Below are 20,162 nucleotides of genomic sequence, written 5' to 3' on the forward strand. Positions count from 1 at the left end.
CCGGTGTCCGAGTTTAACGACGGCCTTCAGCAATCGCGGTTACCGCTTGGATCTCTGCGGCTTCCTGCTCCTGCTGTTCCTGGCGATCCCGTAAGTCGAGGATCTGATTGGTGATCAGGCCTTCTTCTATTTCGCGCAGGGAGATAACGGTGACTTTATCGTTTTCTTCCGCAACCAGGGGATCTTTACCGCCGACTTGCAGTTGGCGAGCGCGACGGGCAGCGACCAGCACCAGGTCAAAACGGTTACCAATTTTTTCAACGGCGTCTTGTACAGTTACGCGTGCCATATGTGAGCTACTCCGCAAAATGAGGAAATGACTGGGCATCATACTGAAAGTTGTTTCAGTCCGCCAACAGTTTGGTGATTAAAGCGTCATGCCGTAGTTTTTGACGGCCAAGACGCAGGCGTTCGGCACGGATAATGGTTTTTAAATCCATTAATGCCGTATTGAATTCATCATTCACGATCAGGTAATCATACTCGGCATAGTGCGACATTTCAGCCACTGCCTGCGCCATGCGCCGGGCAATCACCTCTTCGCTGTCCTGGCCGCGCCCGCGCAGCCGGCGATCGAGCTCTTCCTTGGAAGGCGGCAGTACGAATATGCTGCGCGCCTGGGGCATCATGGCGCGAATTTGCTGCGCACCCTGCCAGTCTATATCCAGGAAGACATCCACGCCGGTGGAAAGCACCTGTTCGATAGTCTCGCGGGACGTACCGTAGTAATTGCCGAAGACATTGGCATATTCCAAAAAGGCGCCTTCTTTGATCATGCGCTCGAATTCAGCTTTGGAAACAAAAAAATAGTGTTCCCCATGCTTTTCCCCAGGGCGGATTGGACGGGTGGTATGGGAAATGGAAACCTGGGTGTCGTAAAGCGGTTGTGTTTTAAGCAACGCCTGGATCAGGCTTGATTTTCCCGCCCCGCTGGGTGCTGAGACAATGTAGAGCGTACCATGAACCATAGTGGGATTTTTTCGGCCGTAGTTGATGACGAGTAGTAGATGACTAATAAAAAGCTGATAAATCGACTCGTGAAGGCGACATCATAAGACATTATACACGGCATTGAACACCGATGCAGCTTCACTTATCACCTAAGAACAGCGATCCGCGCTCCGGGCGGTTTTTTGGCCGGATAAGGCTGGATATCCCGAACCGCATATTGGTAAATGGTTGATGGGGGGCGTTTATTTTCCACTATTTAATAAAAAAATTTAACTAATGCAATCCGTACTATTTAAACCGCCGGCCCGGCGATATAACTAAGGGGGTTTGTATAAGTTGATGCGTATATCAGCCTATACAAACCTGATTATTGAACAGCCACGCTTAATTTTTCCTTGGGCCGCCGTTGATATCTTTTCAACAAGCATTTACCCGGCATGGCATATCCGTTTAGGCACCCACAATAGTTTTCCTCATCAATAAATGAACCACTGCTGAAGAAGAATATATAATATTATTTATGTTTTTAGGTAAGGTCGTCACCTAACCCGCCGACATATTGGCTCTACCGGTTAAATTAATTATTACCGCTGATTAGCTTCAAGGGTGCCGCATATCTCGCCGAATTTTTCCAATTGCGATTCTGACAGCGGCGCCAGTATACGCTCAAGGATTGCCCGATGGGTGCGCTGGGCGATTTCCAGCTTATCCCGTCCTTTTTCGGTGATATAAACATGTTTAACGCGGCGGTCGGTCGGGCTTTGCTGGCGCTGCAGCATCTCGTCTTTTTCCAGCGCATCCAAAACGGTGACGACCGTGCGCGAAGAGAACCCCATATAGTTTTTGATATCGGTCGCACTGGTTTTGCCATGGGTTATCAGCTGCAGGATTTTCATTTTAGACAATGAAAGTCCTTCATTGACCAATTGACCATTCACTTCTTTTCTCAAACGGTGGTAGATGCGTGATAAAGATTCCACGGTTACTGAGATATCAATTATCTTTTCCATGTTCATTTCTCTCTGTGTATTTAAGGCGATTTAATCGCCGCGATGGCAGGTTAAAAAATTGTTATGCTCAATCAGGGGTTAATTTATCCCTTCGATTCTTGCTAGATGAAACACATATTCTTCATAATATTGACTATCGACACTCTTTTTACCGCCGACAGAAATTAGCGCTCAATATTGGATGTGAATGAGTCATGGAATCATTAATCAGCTCTTCGGTAAGAAGGACTATATACAATATTGATGACTTAATACCAGCGCAGTTTATATGAATATTTTCTATTTTGAAACATGACTAATAGAAAAATACGCATGTAATATTGAAATATCACCCCAGTGATACTTTATTTTATCTTATTACTTTTTTATTAACTTAATAGCCTGCTATTATTACCTCGATCGCAAAGAAAATTAATTCTTAATTAACTGAAAAGTAAGGATTATTTTTAATAATGATTAATTAACAACAATGAACTACTTACATCTTCCTATAGGAAACTAATAAAAATCTAAAAAAAATAATTTCAATAAAATACTCACAAAAAAATGATAAAGCCATATTTTTTTCTATAAGATTTTTTTTAAATTGTTGATTTTTAAGATGTTATGTTTTTATTGTCGTGTTGTTTTTAGAGGCGTTTTTTAATTTTTTCATTTTAAATCATGGAGTTAAAACGTAAAAATGACGTTTCCCACCCGCGGTGGCGTTCACCTCTTTCCATGCGCCCCGTTTATTCTCGCGCCGCGCGTAAATATGTTATGAGTTGCCCTAATTGCCGGTGGGAAAACACGGCGATGCCATGAGCGCGCAATAATTGCGCCGTTACGCCATTGCCGTTTTTCACCTGGCCGTTAAATGCCCCTGAGTATATGGTCTGGCTGCCGCAAGATGGGCTGCCGTCGGTGAGTAGCGCAACGCGACATTGATGGCGCTGGGCCATTTGCAACGTCAGATGGGCGCCGAGTAAATAGTCTTCGGTAACATCCCGCCCGGTGTTTTCAATTACCCTTGCCCCGTCGCAGACGATAGCGCTGCCTGACGCGCCGACGGTAATTTCCGCCGGCGGGCGCGGCGTGCTAAAACCTGCCGCCAGTTCCGGACAGCAAAAGACTAAACGTCCCTCTTTACGCCACAGCTCCAGAACCTCATGGCGCAGCGTTTTACTTGATCCGTTATAACGGACATTAAAACCTGCCAGGCAGGCGCTGATTAAAATTTTATTCATGTTGTTCGCCCAGATGCAAAAGCGGATTCATGATAAACCGGCAAAAGATAAGCGCAACAATCATCTGGCCCAGCCGGGATAAATCTATTGTCGCATCGCGTATCGGCAGCGATGGCGGGTAGAGATCTATAATGAAAACTTATATATCGCTATGGGGGGAAACAATCGATGTACAGCCACATCCAGATTGGCGCACGCGACCTGCCGCTATTGGTCGCGTTTTATGATCCGGTGCTCGCCGAACTGGGCCTGGTCAGGAAAACGGCGCCCGGCGACGCCGATCCCGCGGGGGTGATTTGGGCCAGGCCTGGCCAACGATGGCCGCAGTTTGTGGTCAATTACCCTATTAACCACCTACCGGCGACCTGGGGCAACGGCTGCCAGGTCGGTTTTGCCGCGCCGTCGCAGGAAGCAGTGGCCTCCGCCTGGTCGGTCGCCCTGGCCCGCGGCGCCATCGATGAAGGCCAGCCCGGCATTCGCGATATTTACGCCAGCGATTATTACGGCGCTTATTGCCGCGACCCGGAGGGCAATAAGCTGTGCTTTGTGTTTGCCGACGGCGTGAGCGACCCGGGTCCTATTCCGCGATCGTAATCGCTTCGCCGAGCGCGACGAATTGCTCATCGGTTTGCGTCCCGTCGATAAAGGTCAGCACGACAAACCGGGCGGGTTGACCGCAGGCCGTGATGGGATAATGCCAGGTATCGGCATGGTAATTAATGCCCTGGTGCGCGGGCACCCGAAAAGCGCGCAGGGTAGCTATATCGGGGAGATCGTCGCCACCGTGTTTGGCCACCATCACCATATAGCTCTCGCAATGGCACGGAATAAAGGTCTGGGATGAAAACCGGTGCCGCTCCATTTCGGTGGCGACCAGGGGAAATTCAGCGGGCCCAATTTCCACTACGCTAAGCCGGGGTTTGGCGCCGTCGCGCCCGTTATGCAGTTCCTTCATCAGTTCCAGGCGCGGCTGGTCGTGGCCCAGGGATAACAGCTGGCCGAAGGGGGCAAAGGCTTCGGCCGTAATGGGCTCAAGGGCAATAGTCGCCATTATTTTTGCTCCCGAAAAGGATGGTGTCGCAGCCAATGATCGGCTATTTCATTGCGCTTGCAGATCCAGACGCCGGGTTTGGCGCGCGCATAATCAAGAAAGCGTATCAGGCCCGAGGCCCGGCCGGGATGCCCCAGCAGGCGCATATGCATGCCCACGTTCATCATTTTGGGAGTCGTTTGTCCTTCCGCGTATAGCACGTCGAAGCTTTCGCGCAGGTAAACAAAAAAATCCTCGCCGGTGCCGAAGTTACCGGTGCCCCACTTCAGGTCATTATTGGTCAGGGTGTAAGGGACCACCAATTGCGGGCGCCCGGCAAGCGTAACGTAGTAGGGCAGTTCATCGTTATAGCTGTCGCTGTCATACACGAAGCCGCCTTCCTCCATCAATAAACGGCGGGTGTTGACGCTGGGTCCGTAACGGCAGTACCAGCCGAACGGCCGCTCCCCCATGGTTTTGCGCAGACTGTCGATGGCCAGCTGAATATGCCGCCGTTCTTCGTCCTCGGACAATTTGTAGTGCTCTATCCAGCGCCAGCCGTGGCAGCATATATCATGGCCGGCGCGTTTAATGGCCTCGGCGGCGGCGGGATTCCTTTCCAGCGCCAGGGCGCAGGCGAACACCGTCATGGGCAGTTGGCGCTCGGAAAAAATACGCATCAACCGCCAGAATCCCACGCGGCTGCCGTATTCAAACATGGATTCCGCGGCCAAATCCCGCTCGCCCCGCGCTACCGACGACGCCGGCAGTTCCACCAGCCCGGCGTCGCTTTGGCCATCGCCGTCGCCGATACTGTATTCGGAGCCCTCTTCATAATTAAGGACAAAGTTCAGCGCGATACGCGCGCCGTCCGGCCAGCCCGCATGGGGCGGATGTTCGCCATAACCGGCCATGTCGCGTTCCAGGGAAATCGCCATCGAATATCTCCATTAGGGATTGCAGCAAAATAGCGCTCAGAATTGTTGTTCCTGGCGACCGCGAATCATCTGCGATAACGTCACGGCGATCACCAGCGCGCCGCCGTAGAACATTTCCTGGATAAACGAGCTGAAACCCAGGAAAACCAAGCCGGTGATACCCGTCACCAGAAAATAAACCGCCACCGTGGTGCCCCAGGGGTTAAAACGCCCGGGTACGATACAGGTGGAGCCGAGAAAGGCGGCGGCAAAGGCCGGTAGCTGATAAGACACGCCCGAGACCGGGTCGGCCGCGCCCTGCGTGCCGGTATAAAGCACACCGGCCAGGGCGCCCAATAAACCCGACGCCATCATGCACAGCACTCTCACCCGATCGGTGTTGATGCCCGACAGCCGCGCGACCTCGCGTCCTTTGCCCACAAACAGGATGCGGCGGCCGAAGGCCGTATATTCCAGGATGTACCACAGGATCAAGGCGACGCCGATGGCGTAGTAGAACTCAAGGGGAATGCCGAACAGGCGCTGGACAATGACGGCATCAATAAGCAGGTTCGAGACGCCGCTGATGGTCATCGAATCGCTTAGCCACAGCGTAATGCCGTGCACAAAGGTGCCCACCCCCAGTGTGACAATCAGTGAATGAATGCGAAACACCGTCATCAGCAAGCCGTTAATCGCTCCTATGACGATGCCCAATACCAGCGCGGCGGCAATGGCCCAGCCAATACCGATATCATGATTGACATTCATCACCGCAATCAGTACCGATGACAGCGTCATGGTATAGGCGATCGACAGGTCGAAATCATTGGCCGTCAGTGGAATCAGTAACCCCAGGGTGATCACCACCAGCACCGCCTGCGATCCCAGGATGGTGGAAAAATTGGCCCAGGTCAGGAAGGTATCGGGCCGCAGATAGCCAAAAAAAGCCATCATCGCGATCCACACGACGATCAGGCCGAATTGTTCGGCGCGCTGAATCCATTTTTTAGCGCCCCGGGCGGTCCGCCGGGCGGACGATAGTTCATTAACCGTTTTATCTGACATGCTCGAACCTCATTATCCTCAACTGCCTTGCAGGCAGCGCTCGGCGATATGCTCTTTGGTCAGTCCGGCGCCGCTTAGCGTCGCAATAACCTTGCCCTGGGAGAAAATCAGCACGCGATCGCAGATCATCGCCAACTGCTCATAGTCGGAGCTGGCGCACAGCACCGTCGCCCCCGAGGCGGCGGCGTCGCCGATATGGCGAAATACCGTCTGGCGGGCGCCGACGTCGATGCCCTGGGTGGGCTCGTCGAGTAGTACCAGCTTGGGTGACTGTTGCAGCCATTTTGCCAGCAGGACTTTTTGCTGGTTGCCGCCGCTCAGGGCCGACATCGGTAAGGACGGGTCCGACGGCCGCACATCAAAATGGCGGCCAAGCTCGCCTGCCAGGCGGAGCATGCCGCCGCGATCCAGCTTGCCGCGCCGGAAGCTGCGGCGTAATACCGGCATGGTGACGTTATCCACCACCGGCAGCGAGCCGATGGCGCCGCTGTTCAAACGGTCGCCCGGGATCAGTACGACGCCTTGCCGGATGGCCTGGCGCGGGGTAAGGCGAGACAGATCCATTCTCTGCTGGCCCAGGCGCACCGTACCGCTCGCCGGGCGCGCGCCGTACAACAGATAAGGAACGTCGTCATATCCGGACCCGATAAGACCGGTCAGCCCAATGACTTCCCCGCCGCTGGCGGAAAGACTGAAATCGGTCAGCATGCCGCCCGCCAGGCCGGCCACGTCCAGATGTCCGCCCACCGCCGACGTGGGTAGCGGGGGGCGGTCGGCCAGCGCCAGGCTGCGGCCAATGATGGCTTCGATAATCCCCTGTTTGGTCGAACCGCCGGTGTCGATTCTGGCCGCCACCTTGCCGTCGCGCAGTACGGTGATCCGCTGCGTAATTTCAAGCACCTCGTCCACGTCATGGGAGACGAACATTACGCTGGCCCCGCCGGCCACCACGGAGCGAATCACATCGAACAGCTTGGCCACGTCCTGGCGGGGTAAAAACGGCGTCGGTTCGTCCAGCACCAGCAGGCCGTTGCCTGCGCCGCTCCCGTGGCGCATCTCTTCGGCCGCGCGGGCAATGGCCAGCAGCGCGCGCTGCACCGGCGACAAATCGGCCAGGATAGCGTCGGGATCGAGCGAAATGCCGTAGGATTCAAAGCATTTTTCGGCGGCGCGGCGTTCCCGCCGCCAATTGATGGCCAAAGATGCGCCCTGCGCCAGCCGCCCGATAAGCAAATTTTCCAGCACGGTCAACGCCGGGATTAGCGCCAACTGCTGATGGACAAAACTGATACGGTGATGGCGAAAAGCGCCGGCCGCCAGGGGCAGGGGCACGTCCGTACCGCAAATCGCCAGGCGGCCGCCCGGATCGGGGGCGTGAAACCCCGCCAGTATTTTTATCAGCGTTGATTTGCCGCAGCCATTTTGCCCCAGCAGGCCGTGCACCTCGCCGCGGGCAATCTCAAACGAGACATTATCCAGGGCGCGCTGGCCGCCAAAGGTTTTGGTTATACCCGACAAAAGCAGGGCCGGCGGCCGGCCGGGAGCGCCGGACGGCGCGGGATTAATGGCCATCAGGGCAACTGCCACAGTTGGTGGAAGCCGGCCAGATAGGCATCACCGTAGCCTTTGGATAGCTGCGGCGGCGTGCCGGCATCCTTGGCGTTATCTTTGGTGAACAGATAAAACGGGATTTTGGGGTCCGCTACCGGCGGCAGGCCGCAGGCAATCCGCATTTCCGAATCCATAATGGAATGGGCTATCCAGTCGAGGTTTTCGCCAATATCCATTTCCACCTGATTGCGCTGCACCATGCCCAGCACAAACGGAGTGCCGTTAAAGGCGTTGATTTTTACCCGGTTTTGCGCGCCGGTGATGGTGACCGCGGGCAGGACAAATTGCACCATGCTGTCATAGATGACGATAATGTAATTGATCGCAGGGTCCGCCAGCAGTGCGGCCTGTACCCCTGGAGTAATGCGGGTGGCCCAATCGGTGCCGATATAATCCAGCATTTTGACCCGGCAGTCGGCGCAGTGTTTCAGCTCATCTTTAATGCCCGCCACCATCGAGTCGGTGGATAGCGGGCCGCTGGAGATAAGCACCAGCGCGTTCAGCTTGCCCCCGGTGCTGACCACCGCGCCGTCCACCAGCAGCGCCCCGGCTTTAAAATAATCGATAGGCACATTGTAATCGGTGTACTTGCGCATGGAGTCGGATTGTTCCAGGCCGTTGTAATGGGAGGCGATAACCTTGATGCCGGCCGCCTGCGCCGCCTTGATTTGCGGGGTCAATACCCGGGGGTCGGCCCCGGCGAGCAGGTCGATAATATCAACCTTCTGGTTCAGGGCGGTATTCATCCCCTGTACCCACTGGGAACTCTGCCCCTGGTTTTCCCAGGTGGTGAATTTGAAGCCGACTTTGTCGGCCACGCCCTGCATCGCTTTTTCAATGGTGGCGGTGAAGGGATTGGCGCTGGACTGCGGCAGACTCATAATGGTTTTGCCGCGCATGCAGCTTTTGGCATCAAAGGCGGGACCGGGGGCGACAAACGCCGGTTTGGCCTGATAAGGCTTGAGCTGTGCTTCGAAATAAGCGAGATCGTCCGCCCTGGCGGCTGATTGCGCGGCCAGCATTGTCAGGTTGCTCATGAATAGGGTCATTATTATCTTTACAACTTTACGATTCATAACGTCCTCTTGCTCTCATGGGGTTCAACGCCCTGACCCAGGGCGGAGGTGTGGCCGTGGCGATAAATTGCACGCAATATTGCAGGCAATGTTTTCCTGCAAGCAAAAAATACGCCATCTCCAGATGATGAGACGAGTTATGTGGCCATCAATAAGTTAATTGTTTGTAAAATAAACTGTTTCACCCCGGCGGGGACGCAGGGCGGGGAGGACGGTTTTTGGCAAGGGGCAATTTTCTATTCCCGCCCCGCCAAGCCCTTGCCCCCTCAAACGGCATCGGCGCCTCATAACGGGGCAGCGCGTGGTGCCCCTGGACCGGAGGGGATCAATGGGAAGGGGAAATAGCGTCGTAGATATCGACTTCCGCCCGCCGGCGTTCGCTGAGATCGAGGCTTTGTTCGATATGCAGGCAATGGGTAAGCGCTTCGGCCGCCGCGCCGTCGGCGTCATTGGCTTCAATCAAGGCAATCATTTTTTCGTGTTCATGCACCAGGCACAGCACGCCGTGCTGTTTTTCATACAGCGATTGGATCAGGCAGACCCGCCGCATCAACAGGGTCAGCATCCGGGTCAGCACCGCGTTACCCGCCATTTCGGCCAGCAGCATATGGAATTCGCCGGCGACCCGGTTCATGGCGGGCAGCCGGTTATCGAACACCTGCCGCTGGGTTTCCAGATGGGCATGGAGGTTGGCGATATGCGCCTTGGTCGCCCTGGCGCAGGCCAGCCTGACGATAACCGATTCCAGATGCCGGCGCGCTTCGAAGATATCCCGGGCTTCGTCTACCGTGGGACGGCAGATAAAAGCGCCGCGGTTGAGTTGAAACTCGATTACCGCTTCGTCGCGCAGGCGTTCGAGCACCCGGCGTACCCGGGAGCGGGGCACGGCATAGCTTTTGGCCAGTTTCACTTCGTTGAGATACTGTCCCGGCCGCAGCGTCTTGTCGATAATGGCATCCACCAGGCGGTCGTAAATCAGCTGTTCTTCCGGCAATTGGCCCCGTGCGCCCAGCAAGGCTGCGGATTCCGATCCTGAAGGTAAGTCGGTGGCATTTTTTGGCATTATTCGCTCTTCATTAAACCTGTTCCCGCTAAGCATTATACCGTCATTTTAACTTTATCTAACCGATCTTATCGCGGCAAACCCCGCGCGATGACTTCGACAACCCGCTGCCATACGTCGTTCTTATATGTCGTTCTTTTGAAAAAACGTGTCGTAATTACGACGTTTATCTTCAATAAACACTGGCAAGCTGGCGTAGGTTCACTGCTCCTACCAGCAGGAACCAGCACTTTTATTTGCGCGGATCGCCCATTCCGGATGCGGGGCGACGGCGGCATTTTCTTCGCGAGAATTTTGAACAGGCTGGGCTTATGTTTTTATACCTGCTTCGCCGGCTGGTGCTGGCGGCTTCCGTGATGCTGGTTGCCATCTCGATATTATTTTGCCTGGTATTCCTGGTGCCCGGCGATCCGGCCTCGGTTGCGTTGGGGCCGCGCGCCAGCGAGGCGCAAAAACAGGCGCTGCGCGAGCATATGGGGCTGGATCGGCCGGCCATCGTACAAATCGGCCGTTTTATCGGCAATGTGGCTTCCGGCGATTTAGGCGAGGATGTGTTGACCCATCGCCCGGTAAATCAACTCATCGCCCGGGCGCTGCCCAATACCCTGATCCTGGCCCTGTCGGCCATTGCCTGGGCGATTATCCTGGGCATTCCGTTGGGCTGCTGGGCGGCGCTGCGCCAAAACAGCTGGGCCGATCGCATTATCGGCCTGTTGTCCACCAGCGTTATCGCCCTGCCGGCCTTTGTGGTGGCTATTTATGCCCTGCTGATCTTCTCGGTGACCTTGAAGTGGTTTCCCGCCATCGGCGCCGGCCAGCGCGATGATATCGGCTCCCAGATGCATGCCCTGGTGCTGCCGTCGCTGACGGTGGGCCTGAGCTGGATCGGTTATTTGTCGCGCCTGGTGCGCGCCTCGATGCTGGAAGTACTCAAGGAGAATCATATCCGTACCTTCCGTGCGTTCGGCATCGGCGACCGGCCGATCGCCCTGCGTTATGCCTTGCCCATCGCGGTGGTGCCGGTGGTCTCGGTGCTGGGCGTCGGTATCGGGTCCTTATTGTCCGGGGCGGTGCTGACGGAAATCGTATTCGCCCGGCCCGGTTTGGGCAAGCTGGCGTTTGATTCGGTTATTTCCCGTAATTTTCCCGTGGTGATGGGCACGGTGGTGGTGACTTCGGGGTTTTATGTCCTGGCCAATCTGATCGCCGATTTGATTAATACTTTTCTCGACCCGCGCGTGCGGCAGGAGCTTTGACCATGGCGCTTATCACCACCACCACCAGCCCGGCGCTGGATACCCCGCAGCCAAACGTCGCCCCGCGCGCGGGGATCGTGCGGGTCCTGCGCCAGGTTTGGGCCGGGGGCATGGGACGGTTTGCGCTGATTTGCGTCTGCGCGCTGCTGCTATGCGCGATTTTCGCCCCCTGGCTCGCGCCCCATGATCCTATTGCCATCAAGGCGGCCCTGCGGCTCAAGGGGCCGAGCATGGACTATTGGCTGGGTAACGATCAATTGGGGCGCGATGTGCTGTCGCGCCTGATTTACGGCAGCCGCATCGCGATGACGGTGGCGTTTGTGGGTACCGGCGGCGCACTGTTGATCGGGTCGATGCTGGGACTGCTGGCGGGCTACGGCCCGCGGCAAATCGATACGCTGCTGATGCTGTTTTGCGACTCGTTGATGTCGATTCCGATGATTTTATTCGCGCTGGCGGTGGTGACGCTGATTGGCTCAAGCGTCGCCACCATCATCATGATCATTATCACGTTTATGGTGCCGGGCTATTTCCGGGTGGTGCGCAGCCAGACGCGGGTGCTAAAGCGCATGGAATATATTATCGCCGCCCGGGCCATGGGCGCGTCCCCGTTAAGCGTGGTGTTCCGGCATCTGATTCCCAACCTGACCGGCACCTTATTGGTGCTGGTGGCCATGGATATCCCGGCGGTGATCGCCATCGAGTCCGGGCTGAGCTTTCTCGGCCAGGGCGTGCAGCCCCCCGACGCCAGCTGGGGCACGGTGCTTAACGATGGTTACTCGTTTATCCGGCAGGCGCCGCATATCGTTATCGCCGCCGGTTTACCCATCATCCTGGCCACCCTGGGATTCACCTTTCTCGGGGAGGCCCTGCGCGATGCGCTCGATCCCCGTACGGCCCGGCAATCAAAGGGAGATAACTGATGGCGCTGCTGGAAATTGAAGATCTTACGGTGGCCTATGACTCCGCCAAAGGCCCGCTGCAAGCGGTGCGCAATATTTCCCTGACCGTGGATAAAGGCGAAGTGCTGGGTCTGGTGGGTGAGAGCGGATCGGGTAAATCCACGCTGGTCGGCGCCATGCTTACCCTGCTGCCCGCCAACGCCCATGCCTCCGGCCAATTGCGTTATAAGGGGCGCAACCTGCTCGATTTGCCAGCGTACGCCCAACGGCAACTGCGCGGCAACGGTATCGCCACGGTGTCCCAGGACCCGTTTACCGCCTTGAACCCGGTGATTACCATCGGCAAGCAATTGCTGGCATTCCAGCACCATAAAGCCGGTTCAAAGGCGGACAAAATGGCGCGCGCCCTGGTAATGCTGGGGCGGGTGGGCATTTCCGATCCGCGGGGGCGATTAAAGCAATACCCCCACGAGCTGAGCGGCGGTATCCGCCAGCGCATCGCCATCGCCGCCGCCCTATTGACCGAGCCGGAACTGCTGATCGCCGATGAACCCACCACTGCCCTGGACGCCACCACGGAAATGCAGGTGGTGGAAGTCCTGCGGGCCAGCCGGGAACTGGTCGACGGCGCCATTATCTTTGTCACTCACGATCTGCATTTGGTCAGCGCCCTGTGCGACAAAGTGGCGGTGATGTATGCCGGCGAGATCGTAGAAGCCGGACCGATAGCGCAGATTTTCGGTTCGCCGTCCCATCCCTATACCCAGGCGTTGCTGGCGTGCGATCCCGAGCGTATCGAGGCGGCCACCCGTGAATTACCGTTTATTGCCGGCTCGGTGCCCATGCCCAGCGTCGGGCGGGTCGGCTGTCCGTTCCAACCCCGCTGCGCCGCTGCTTTCGCTCCGTGCGCCGGCCTGAATCCCGCCGATACCGTGCTGGACGACAGCGGCTGGGTGGTTCGTTGCCATAAGGTGAGCGCCCATGCTTGAAATACACGATTTGGTCGTCCGGTATAAAACCGGCAGTCTGTTCAGCCGCCTGCAACCCGGCGCGGTTAAACATGTGGATGTGCTGGCGGGCGTCAACCTGCATGTGCCGCCCGGCAAGACTCTGGGACTTATCGGTGAAAGCGGCAGCGGTAAAACCACCCTTGGCCGCACGGTGATTGGCCTGGCGCCCATCGCCAGCGGCAGCATTCAGGTCAACGGCCGGGAACCCAATGACGCCAGCGATCTGTCCTGGCGCGCTATTCGCCGGGAAACCGGGCTGATTTTCCAGGACCCGATGGCCGCGCTGGACCCGCGCATGACGGTGGAGCACCTGGTGACCGAGCCTTTCACCGTTAACGGGCGCGATATCAAGCGCCGGGCCGAAGCTTCCCGCTTGCTGGATCTGGTCGGCCTGCCGTCGCTGTTTTTGGACCGTTATCCCCATCAATTATCCGGCGGCCAGGCCCGGCGGGTGGCGGTGGCCCGCGCCCTGGCCCTGCGGCCCAAGCTGATTATCGCCGACGAACCCACCGCCGGACTGGACCTGTCGGTTCAGGGCGAGCTGCTTAACCTGCTGACCTCATTGCAGCAGGAGTTGGGCATGAGTTACCTGATCATTACCCATAACCTGGCGATTACCCGCCATGTAACCGATCGCATCGCCATCATGTACCTGGGGCGCATAGTGGAAACCGGCCCGACCGATGTGGTATTTCGCGCGCCGGCGCACCCTTATACCCAGGCGCTGCTCAGCGCTAAAAGCAAACATAAGCTGCCGGGCGCCGGCGTATTGACCGGGGAAGTGCCTACTTTGTCGCGCCGCCCGTCGGGCTGCGAGTTCCATACCCGCTGCCCGCTGGCCACCGACTACTGCCGCGCCGCGGCGCCGTCATTGCATTCACTCAGCGGGGAGCATCAGGTCGCCTGTCATACCCCGTTAATTAACGCCCAACCCCATTCGGCCCAGACCGGCCGCCTTAGCTTAACGGAGATGCATCCATGAAAGGCCCCTCGATGAACAGACGCGATCTGATTAAAACCATGGCTATCCTCGCCGCCGGGGCGTCCAGCTCTCTGATGATTGGCGGCCGGACGCTGGCCTTTGCCGCGGATAATAAAAACAAAATCCTGCGGGTGCAAAATGACCAGGACATTACCAATCTCGATCCGGCCAACCGCAGCGGCTGGTATGACGAAATGGTGATGTTCGCGGTTTACTCCGGCCTGTGCCAGTACAAGTCCGGCACCGAATGGGGATGGCAACTGGATGCGGCCGAGGTGCTGGAACAAGTGGACCCGCTGACGGTGCATTTTAAACTGAAGCCCGGGATTAAGTGGACCGGCAATTTTGGCGAAATGACGGCGGAAGATGTGAAATATTCATATGAACGTTTCCTCGATCCCAAGCTTTCGGCCATCTATGCCACCGATTGGGACGCGCTGGATCATGTGGAGGTCACCGGGACTTATGAAGGTATTATTCACCTGAAACATCCGTTCGCGCCGCTGTTTACCAGCACGCTGCCCCATGCTTCGGGCCTGATAATTTGCAAAAAAGCGGTGGAAGCCGCCAAGGACAAAAAAATCGCCGCCGACCCGCTGGCCTCATCCGGCCCGTATAAAATCGGCGAATGGCAGCCCCGCGAGCGGCTGACCCTGGTACGCAATGAAAACTGGAGCGGCGCGCATAGTTTTTATGACCAAATCCAGCTGGTGCCGATTGGCGATCTGAATACGGCGGAAATTGCATTTGAAGCCGGCGATTTGGATATGACCAAAATTAATATCAGCGCCATCCCCAAGTATCAGCAGGGTGTGGACGGCACCACCCTGACCATTCGTCCGGCGCTGGCCTATACCTGGCTGGGTATGAATGTCGATCATCCGCTGCTCAAGGATGTGCGGGTGCGCCGGGCGATTCAGCAGGCCATCGACGTACCGTCCATTCTTGACGCCGCCTTTGGCGGCGCGGTGAAACCGGCGTTCGGACTGGTGCCGCCGCCGCTGCCGGGCGCGCGCAGCAAAAATATCCATCCTTTCTCCACCGACGATGCCAAACGCCTGCTTAAGGAAGCCGGCGTCGCCAACCTGCAACTGCGGCTGGACCTGAATTCGTCCACCGACGGCGGCACGGTGGCCCAGGTGATCCAGGCCCAGTTGGCGGAGGTGGGCATCCAGCTGAAAATCAACCAGATGGATAGCGCCGCGTTTGTCGCGGCGGCCCAGGAATCCGAAGGGGACGCCTGGAAAGATTCCCAGTTGCGCATCACCACTTTTACCACCGCCCCGGACGCCAGCTGGGTGACCGCCTGGTTTACCTGCGCCCAGGTGGGTATCTGGAACACTCAGCGCACCTGCGACAAAGCCTGGGATCAATTGAGCGCCGACGCGGCCAACGAACTGGATCAGGCCAAGCGTGCCGCCATGTACGTCAAACTCCAGGATCAACTGGAGGAAACCGGCGCCTACGTTTTCCTTTATCACGGCAGCAATGCCTGGGTGACACCGAACCATATCAAAGGCGCCTGGACCCCTGACGGCCAGTGGCCTTTATTCCGCGAGATCAAGAGCGTCTGATTGTCCGGTATGACCGCCCGGGCACGCAGCGCCGGGCCTTATCACTAAAAATACGCGAATATCGGCCCCGGGGCAGTTGATGATGCCCGGAGCCGGACGTGGGAGTTTCCTTGACTACTGTCCGTATTCCCCTTGCGCCTAAAAAAGGTTTCCGCACCGCCGGAAGCGCGCTCAGGCATCCCAATTACCGCCGGTTCTTCGGCGGCCAATTGCTATCCGTGATCGGCAGTTGGATACATACCATCGCCCTTGGCTGGCTTATCTGGCGGCTGGGGGTGTCTTCGCCCGTAATGCTCGGGCTGCTGGCGTTTTGCAGCCAGGGACCCATTCTGTTGTTCGGGTTATTCACCGGGGTGATCGTCGATCGCTGCGACCGCCGCCGGCTGGTGCTCGCCACGCAAATCGGCTTGACGCTGCTGGTGTCATTGCTGGCCCTGTTAACCTTAAAACATTGGATTACCGGTGAAATCGCTATCGTGATTGCCCTGGGCCTGGGCCTGATCGGCGCCTTTGACTTGCCCGGCCGGCAATCGCTGGTGATCGATTTGGTGGAGTATAACGATCTGGGCAATGCGCTGGCGCTTAACTCGGTGATTTTCAACGGTGCGCGGCTAATCGGCCCCGCCCTGGGCGGCGTGCTGGTGGACACCGTTGGGGAAGGGTGGTGTTTTGCTTTTATCGCCGCCTCTTATATGCCGCTGATTTTGTTTTTATCCACCATGCGCATTCCCCAGCGTCCGCCGGTGACTAGCAGCGGCAGCCTGCTAATGGAAATGGGCGAAGGGCTGGGGTTCCTGCGCCACGACCCCGATGCCCTGCGGATTTTGCTGCTGGTCGGCCTGTGCAGCCTGACCAGCGTGCCTTACTTTTCTTTCTTGCCGATGCTGGCTGATACGGTGTTGAACGGCGGCCCGGCCGGGTCCGGCATTTTGATGAGCATCACCGGCGTCGGCGCGCTCATCGCCGCCCTGCGCCTGACGTGGAGCAGCGATATCGGTAATATGCGCCCGTGGCCGATGTGGGCGGCGCTAATGCTGGGCCTGTCGCAGATTTGTCTGGGCCTGTCGCATTTGTTCTGGCTCAGCGCCCTGATCGCCGCCCCCATCGGCTACGCCATCCTGACCCAGAACCTGACGTCGAATTCGCTGCTCCAGTACCGGGTGCCCGACGGGTTGCGCGGGAGGCTGATGTCGTTTTATTCAATGATGCTGATAGGCACCGTGCCCATCGGCGCCATTATCTGCGGGGGCGTGGCGCAGCTTATCGGCCTGCCGTTAACCATGATTATCGGCGGCGCGATTTGCCTGGCCGGCGTGGCCTGCATCGCCGGCTGGGACCGTTTCGGCGCCCATCGCCACGCTTAAATATTCATTTTTCTTCGCCTGGAGGCGTAACCATGTCAGATTCTGTAGCACACCCGCCGGAGGTTCCCATGGGGTCGGCGCCGGCTTTTCGCCAACTGATGATCCCGCTGTCCGACGGTACCCGCCTGGCTGCCCGCCTGTGGCTACCGGATGGCGGCGGCCGGGTGCCGCTGGTCTTGGAATGGATTCCTTATCGCCAGTCCGATAATACGGCGGTGGGCGACTCGATGATCCACGGTTTTTTTGCCGCGGGGGGCATGGCCGCCATGCGTATCGACCTGCGCGGCAGCGGTAATTCGACGGGGTTGCTGCGTGACGAATACCTGGCCCGGGAACAGGATGATGCGGTGGAGGTTATCGCCTGGATTGCGGCACAGGACTGGAGCAACGGCAGCGTGGGGATGATCGGTATTTCGTGGGGCGGGTTCGCGGCGCTGCAAATCGCCGCCCGCCGGCCGCCGGCGCTGAAAGCGATTATTACCTGCTGCTCCACCGACGATCGTTATACCGACGACGTGCATTTTATGGGCGGCGCATTGCTTACCGACGGGCTGCAATGGGGCAGCGGGTTATTTACCCAACTGGGCCGTCCGCTGGACCCGGCCCATGTGGGCGAGGGCTGGCGCGATTTGTGGCTGGAGCGTTTGCAGGGTATCGAACCGCCGCTGGGACAATGGCTGGCGCACATGGAGCGCGATGATTTCTGGCGGCACGGGTCGGTAAATGAAAACTATGGCGATATCCAGTGCGCGGTCTATGCGGTCGGCGGCTGGACCGACGGTTACTCCGACGCCATCCTGCGGATGATGCAGCATCTGGCCGTGCCGCGCAAAGGGCTGATCGGCCCCTGGACCCATATCTATCCGAACTGGGGCACCCCGGGGCCGGCCATCGATTTTCTGGGGGAGTGCCTGCGCTTTTGGCGTCAATGGCTGCTCGGCGAGGATACCGGCATCATGGACGAACCGATGCTGCATCTGTGGCAAGGGGAGCATTTACGCTCCGAACCGTCATCACTGACGTTGGACGGCCATTGGGTCACCGCGCCGGGCTGGCCGGCGGGAACGGCCACCCGGGATTTTTACCTGGCTCCAGGGCAGTTGACCACCGGCGTGCCGGCGCCGGCGCCCGCTATGATGATTGATACGCCGATGCACTGCGGCCTGATGGGCGGCGAATGGTGCCCGCTCGACGGCGGCGGCAATGCGCCGGAGTTCCAGGGCGACCAGCGCCAGGATGACGGACTGTCGGTTTGCTTCGACACCCCGGTGCTGGATGAACCGCTAATACTCTGCGGCAAGGCCGGGCTGGAAGTGGATATCGCCTTTGACAGCCCAGCGGCCATGCTGGTGCTGCGCCTTAACGAGGTGGATGCCGGCGGACGATCGTCGCGTATTACCTTTGGTATTCACCGGTTGACCCGTCCCGATGTGCCGGCCGGACAGTTCTTTCGCGTGGTATTGCCCTTGAAGGGCGTGGCATATCGCTTTTCCCCCGGCTGCCGGGTGCGTTTGGCCTTGTCCACCACCTACTGGCCGATGGCCTGGGCCGAACCGGGCCAGGGGCCGGTTGCTTTACGTCCCGCCGGCGCCGTTTTGCGCCTGCCGTCCCGCCCCGCAGGCGTGCTGGATCGGCCGGACGCCTTTGGCCCCGCCCGCTCGGCGCCGGCGCTGGAACATGAGGTGTCGCGCGCGGAAACCACCTCCCGCCAGGTGCATTGGGATGCCGGCAGTAATCTTCACCGGGTGACCATGGATGCCCTGCGTCAAAAAACCCGCATCGGCGAACTGAGTTTCGACAGTGAAGGCCATGAGATCTATGAAATCGGCGCCACGCCGGAAACCGCGCGCTGGGAGGCGATCCGCATGCAGCGTTATATGCGTCCCGGCTGGTTTATCGAGCTGCGTTGCGAAACCCGGCTGGCATGGAAAGATGGCGCCCTGCACCTGCTTTCCCGCTACGAGGCGCGGGAAAATCAACAAGTGGTATATGACCGGCAGTGGGAACATCAATTTGCCATAAGAAATAACGGTAAGCCGGCCTGATTGGGGTAGTATTAAAGCGTGGCGGGCCATGACCCGTTAAACAGCGAGGGGGAGAGGCCAGATTAAGCGTAACCAGCTACCAACGGTAACTCATGACATGTTCCCGGCTGAACCCCTCGTTTTCACGTTTCTGCTCGGGCATGATTTTTCCATGATGAGCCTGGCCTCGGCCATCGAACCGCTGCGCTCCTATAACCGGCTCTACGAGAAACAGGCCTTTGCCTGGCACCTGGCCAGCCTGAACGGGGAACCGGTGGAGGCCGCCAACGGCATTCCTTTTGCCACCCGCGCCATAAACGACGTGCTGCCCGGTTCCCATTATTTGTTTATCTGCGGCGGCGAACGCGTAGTGGCGCCTAAGTTCGAGCGCGGCTATCTCAAAGCCATGCGCCAGGCCGCCCGCGCCGGTCTGTTTATCGGCTCGCTCTCCACCGGCACGTTTTTGCTGGCCAAATGCGGCCTGCTTACCGGCTATCGCTGTACTATCCATTGGGAAAGCCGCACCGCATTTGAAGAGGCTTACCCCGATATTGAATGCACCCGTAAAATCTATGAAATCGACCGCGGCCGCCTCACCTGTTCCGGCGGCACGGCGGCCATGGATATGATGCTTAATTTGATTGCCGAGCGCCACGGCGGCGATCGCGCCACCGCCGTGGCCAATCAGTTCCATCACGAACGCATTCGCAGCGCCGCCGACGAGCAGCGCGGCGGGCGCCCGAACCGTTCTCCCATCCCCGAGACGCTGGGGACGGCCATCGCCGTGATGCAGGCGCATATCGAGGACCCGATTACGCTGCCGGAAGTATCGGCACGGGCGGGCATCGGCAAACGCCAGCTTGAACGCCTGTTCGGCCGCCACCTCGGCAAGACGCCGCAACGTTATTACCTGGAGTTGCGCCTGGAGCAGGCGCGCGAGATGCTGATCTATTCCGATTTATCGATTATCGATGTGGCGGTGTCGGTCGGTTTTAGCTCCACGTCGCACTTTGCCGGCTGGTTTCGCCGGGCTTTTGGCGTTCTGCCGTCGGAAATGCGCCGGGTCAGGCGCGCCAAGCATGGCTAGTCGCGCCCGCG

Annotated in this window: 19 protein-coding genes; 9 read left to right on the plus strand and 10 right to left on the minus strand. The window is 58.0% G+C overall.

What is annotated here, in order from left to right; translation table 11 throughout:
* Positions 1-13: 13 nt before the first annotated feature.
* From rpoZ to ACL2XP_RS26835, 4 genes are all read right to left on the minus strand, one after another.
* The gene (rpoZ, locus tag ACL2XP_RS26820; RefSeq protein WP_323479615.1) at positions 14-289 is read right to left on the minus strand and encodes a DNA-directed RNA polymerase subunit omega; all 276 of its coding nucleotides are present in this window, start codon (positions 287-289) and stop codon (positions 14-16) included.
* A 55-nt stretch (positions 290-344) separates the two neighbouring features.
* A complete protein-coding gene (gene gmk / locus ACL2XP_RS26825; protein WP_413736459.1) occupies positions 345-968 on the minus strand; it encodes a guanylate kinase in 624 nt (207 codons plus the stop codon).
* Positions 969-1,535: 567 nt separating this feature from the next.
* The gene (locus ACL2XP_RS26830; RefSeq protein ID WP_413736460.1) at positions 1,536-1,961 is read right to left on the minus strand and encodes a MarR family winged helix-turn-helix transcriptional regulator; all 426 of its coding nucleotides are present in this window, start codon (positions 1,959-1,961) and stop codon (positions 1,536-1,538) included.
* Positions 1,962-2,692: 731 nt separating this feature from the next.
* Positions 2,693-3,187, minus strand: a complete 495-nt coding sequence (locus ACL2XP_RS26835) for a DUF523 domain-containing protein (RefSeq protein ID WP_413736461.1) — start codon at positions 3,185-3,187, stop codon at positions 2,693-2,695.
* A gap of 168 nt (positions 3,188-3,355) precedes the next feature.
* Here ACL2XP_RS26835 and ACL2XP_RS26840 point away from each other — a divergent pair, with 168 nt between their 5' ends.
* On the plus strand, positions 3,356-3,781 hold the full coding sequence (locus tag ACL2XP_RS26840; protein WP_413736462.1) for a VOC family protein: 426 nt from the start codon (positions 3,356-3,358) through the stop codon (positions 3,779-3,781).
* On the opposite strand, the gene ACL2XP_RS26845 is transcribed toward ACL2XP_RS26840, so the two are convergent.
* The 6 genes from ACL2XP_RS26845 to ACL2XP_RS26870 all read right to left on the minus strand — a co-directional run bounded on the left by ACL2XP_RS26845 (position 3,765) and on the right by ACL2XP_RS26870 (position 9,952).
* Positions 3,765-4,238, minus strand: a complete 474-nt coding sequence (locus ACL2XP_RS26845; protein WP_413736463.1) for an ureidoglycolate lyase — start codon at positions 4,236-4,238, stop codon at positions 3,765-3,767. The genes ACL2XP_RS26840 and ACL2XP_RS26845 overlap by 17 nt on opposite strands.
* Positions 4,238-5,155, minus strand: a complete 918-nt coding sequence (locus ACL2XP_RS26850; RefSeq protein ID WP_413736464.1) for an allantoinase PuuE — start codon at positions 5,153-5,155, stop codon at positions 4,238-4,240. Before ACL2XP_RS26850 ends, ACL2XP_RS26845 begins: the two co-directional genes overlap by 1 nt.
* A gap of 36 nt (positions 5,156-5,191) precedes the next feature.
* The gene (locus ACL2XP_RS26855; RefSeq protein ID WP_413736465.1) at positions 5,192-6,202 is read right to left on the minus strand and encodes an ABC transporter permease; all 1,011 of its coding nucleotides are present in this window, start codon (positions 6,200-6,202) and stop codon (positions 5,192-5,194) included.
* An 18-nt stretch (positions 6,203-6,220) separates the two neighbouring features.
* A complete protein-coding gene (locus ACL2XP_RS26860; RefSeq protein WP_413736466.1) occupies positions 6,221-7,789 on the minus strand; it encodes a sugar ABC transporter ATP-binding protein in 1,569 nt (522 codons plus the stop codon).
* Entirely contained in the window at positions 7,774-8,850 is a 1,077-nt protein-coding gene (locus tag ACL2XP_RS26865) for a sugar ABC transporter substrate-binding protein (RefSeq protein WP_413736467.1), read from the minus strand. The genes ACL2XP_RS26860 and ACL2XP_RS26865 overlap by 16 nt, the downstream gene beginning before the upstream one ends.
* 364 nt (positions 8,851-9,214) lie before the next feature.
* A complete protein-coding gene (locus tag ACL2XP_RS26870) occupies positions 9,215-9,952 on the minus strand; it encodes a GntR family transcriptional regulator (RefSeq protein WP_413736468.1) in 738 nt (245 codons plus the stop codon).
* A gap of 311 nt (positions 9,953-10,263) precedes the next feature.
* Between ACL2XP_RS26870 and ACL2XP_RS26875 the strand changes: the two genes are divergently transcribed.
* The 8 genes from ACL2XP_RS26875 (at position 10,264) to ACL2XP_RS26910 (ending at position 20,151) form a co-directional block, all read left to right on the plus strand.
* Positions 10,264-11,208 (plus strand): ABC transporter permease, encoded by a 945-nt coding sequence (locus ACL2XP_RS26875; RefSeq protein WP_413736469.1) that lies wholly within the window; start codon positions 10,264-10,266, stop codon positions 11,206-11,208.
* 2 nt (positions 11,209-11,210) lie between these two features.
* Positions 11,211-12,131, plus strand: a complete 921-nt coding sequence (locus ACL2XP_RS26880) for an ABC transporter permease (protein ID WP_413736470.1) — start codon at positions 11,211-11,213, stop codon at positions 12,129-12,131.
* A complete protein-coding gene (locus tag ACL2XP_RS26885) occupies positions 12,131-13,099 on the plus strand; it encodes an ABC transporter ATP-binding protein (RefSeq protein WP_413736471.1) in 969 nt (322 codons plus the stop codon). The genes ACL2XP_RS26880 and ACL2XP_RS26885 overlap by 1 nt, the downstream gene beginning before the upstream one ends.
* Entirely contained in the window at positions 13,092-14,102 is a 1,011-nt protein-coding gene (locus ACL2XP_RS26890; RefSeq protein WP_413736472.1) for an ABC transporter ATP-binding protein, read from the plus strand. Before ACL2XP_RS26885 ends, ACL2XP_RS26890 begins: the two co-directional genes overlap by 8 nt.
* An 11-nt stretch (positions 14,103-14,113) precedes the next feature.
* Positions 14,114-15,676, plus strand: coding sequence for an ABC transporter substrate-binding protein (locus ACL2XP_RS26895; protein ID WP_413736473.1), 1,563 nt, complete (start codon positions 14,114-14,116; stop codon positions 15,674-15,676).
* Between the two features lie 110 nt (positions 15,677-15,786).
* Positions 15,787-17,040 (plus strand): MFS transporter, encoded by a 1,254-nt coding sequence (locus tag ACL2XP_RS26900; RefSeq protein WP_413736474.1) that lies wholly within the window; start codon positions 15,787-15,789, stop codon positions 17,038-17,040.
* 32 nt (positions 17,041-17,072) lie between these two features.
* Positions 17,073-19,085, plus strand: coding sequence for a CocE/NonD family hydrolase (locus ACL2XP_RS26905; protein WP_413736475.1), 2,013 nt, complete (start codon positions 17,073-17,075; stop codon positions 19,083-19,085).
* 97 nt (positions 19,086-19,182) lie between these two features.
* The gene (locus ACL2XP_RS26910) at positions 19,183-20,151 is read left to right on the plus strand and encodes a GlxA family transcriptional regulator (RefSeq protein WP_413736476.1); all 969 of its coding nucleotides are present in this window, start codon (positions 19,183-19,185) and stop codon (positions 20,149-20,151) included.
* Positions 20,152-20,162 lie beyond the last annotated feature (11 nt).

The organism is Sodalis sp. RH21, from assembly GCF_047324175.1.
GTDB lineage: Bacteria > Pseudomonadota > Gammaproteobacteria > Enterobacterales > Enterobacteriaceae > Acerihabitans.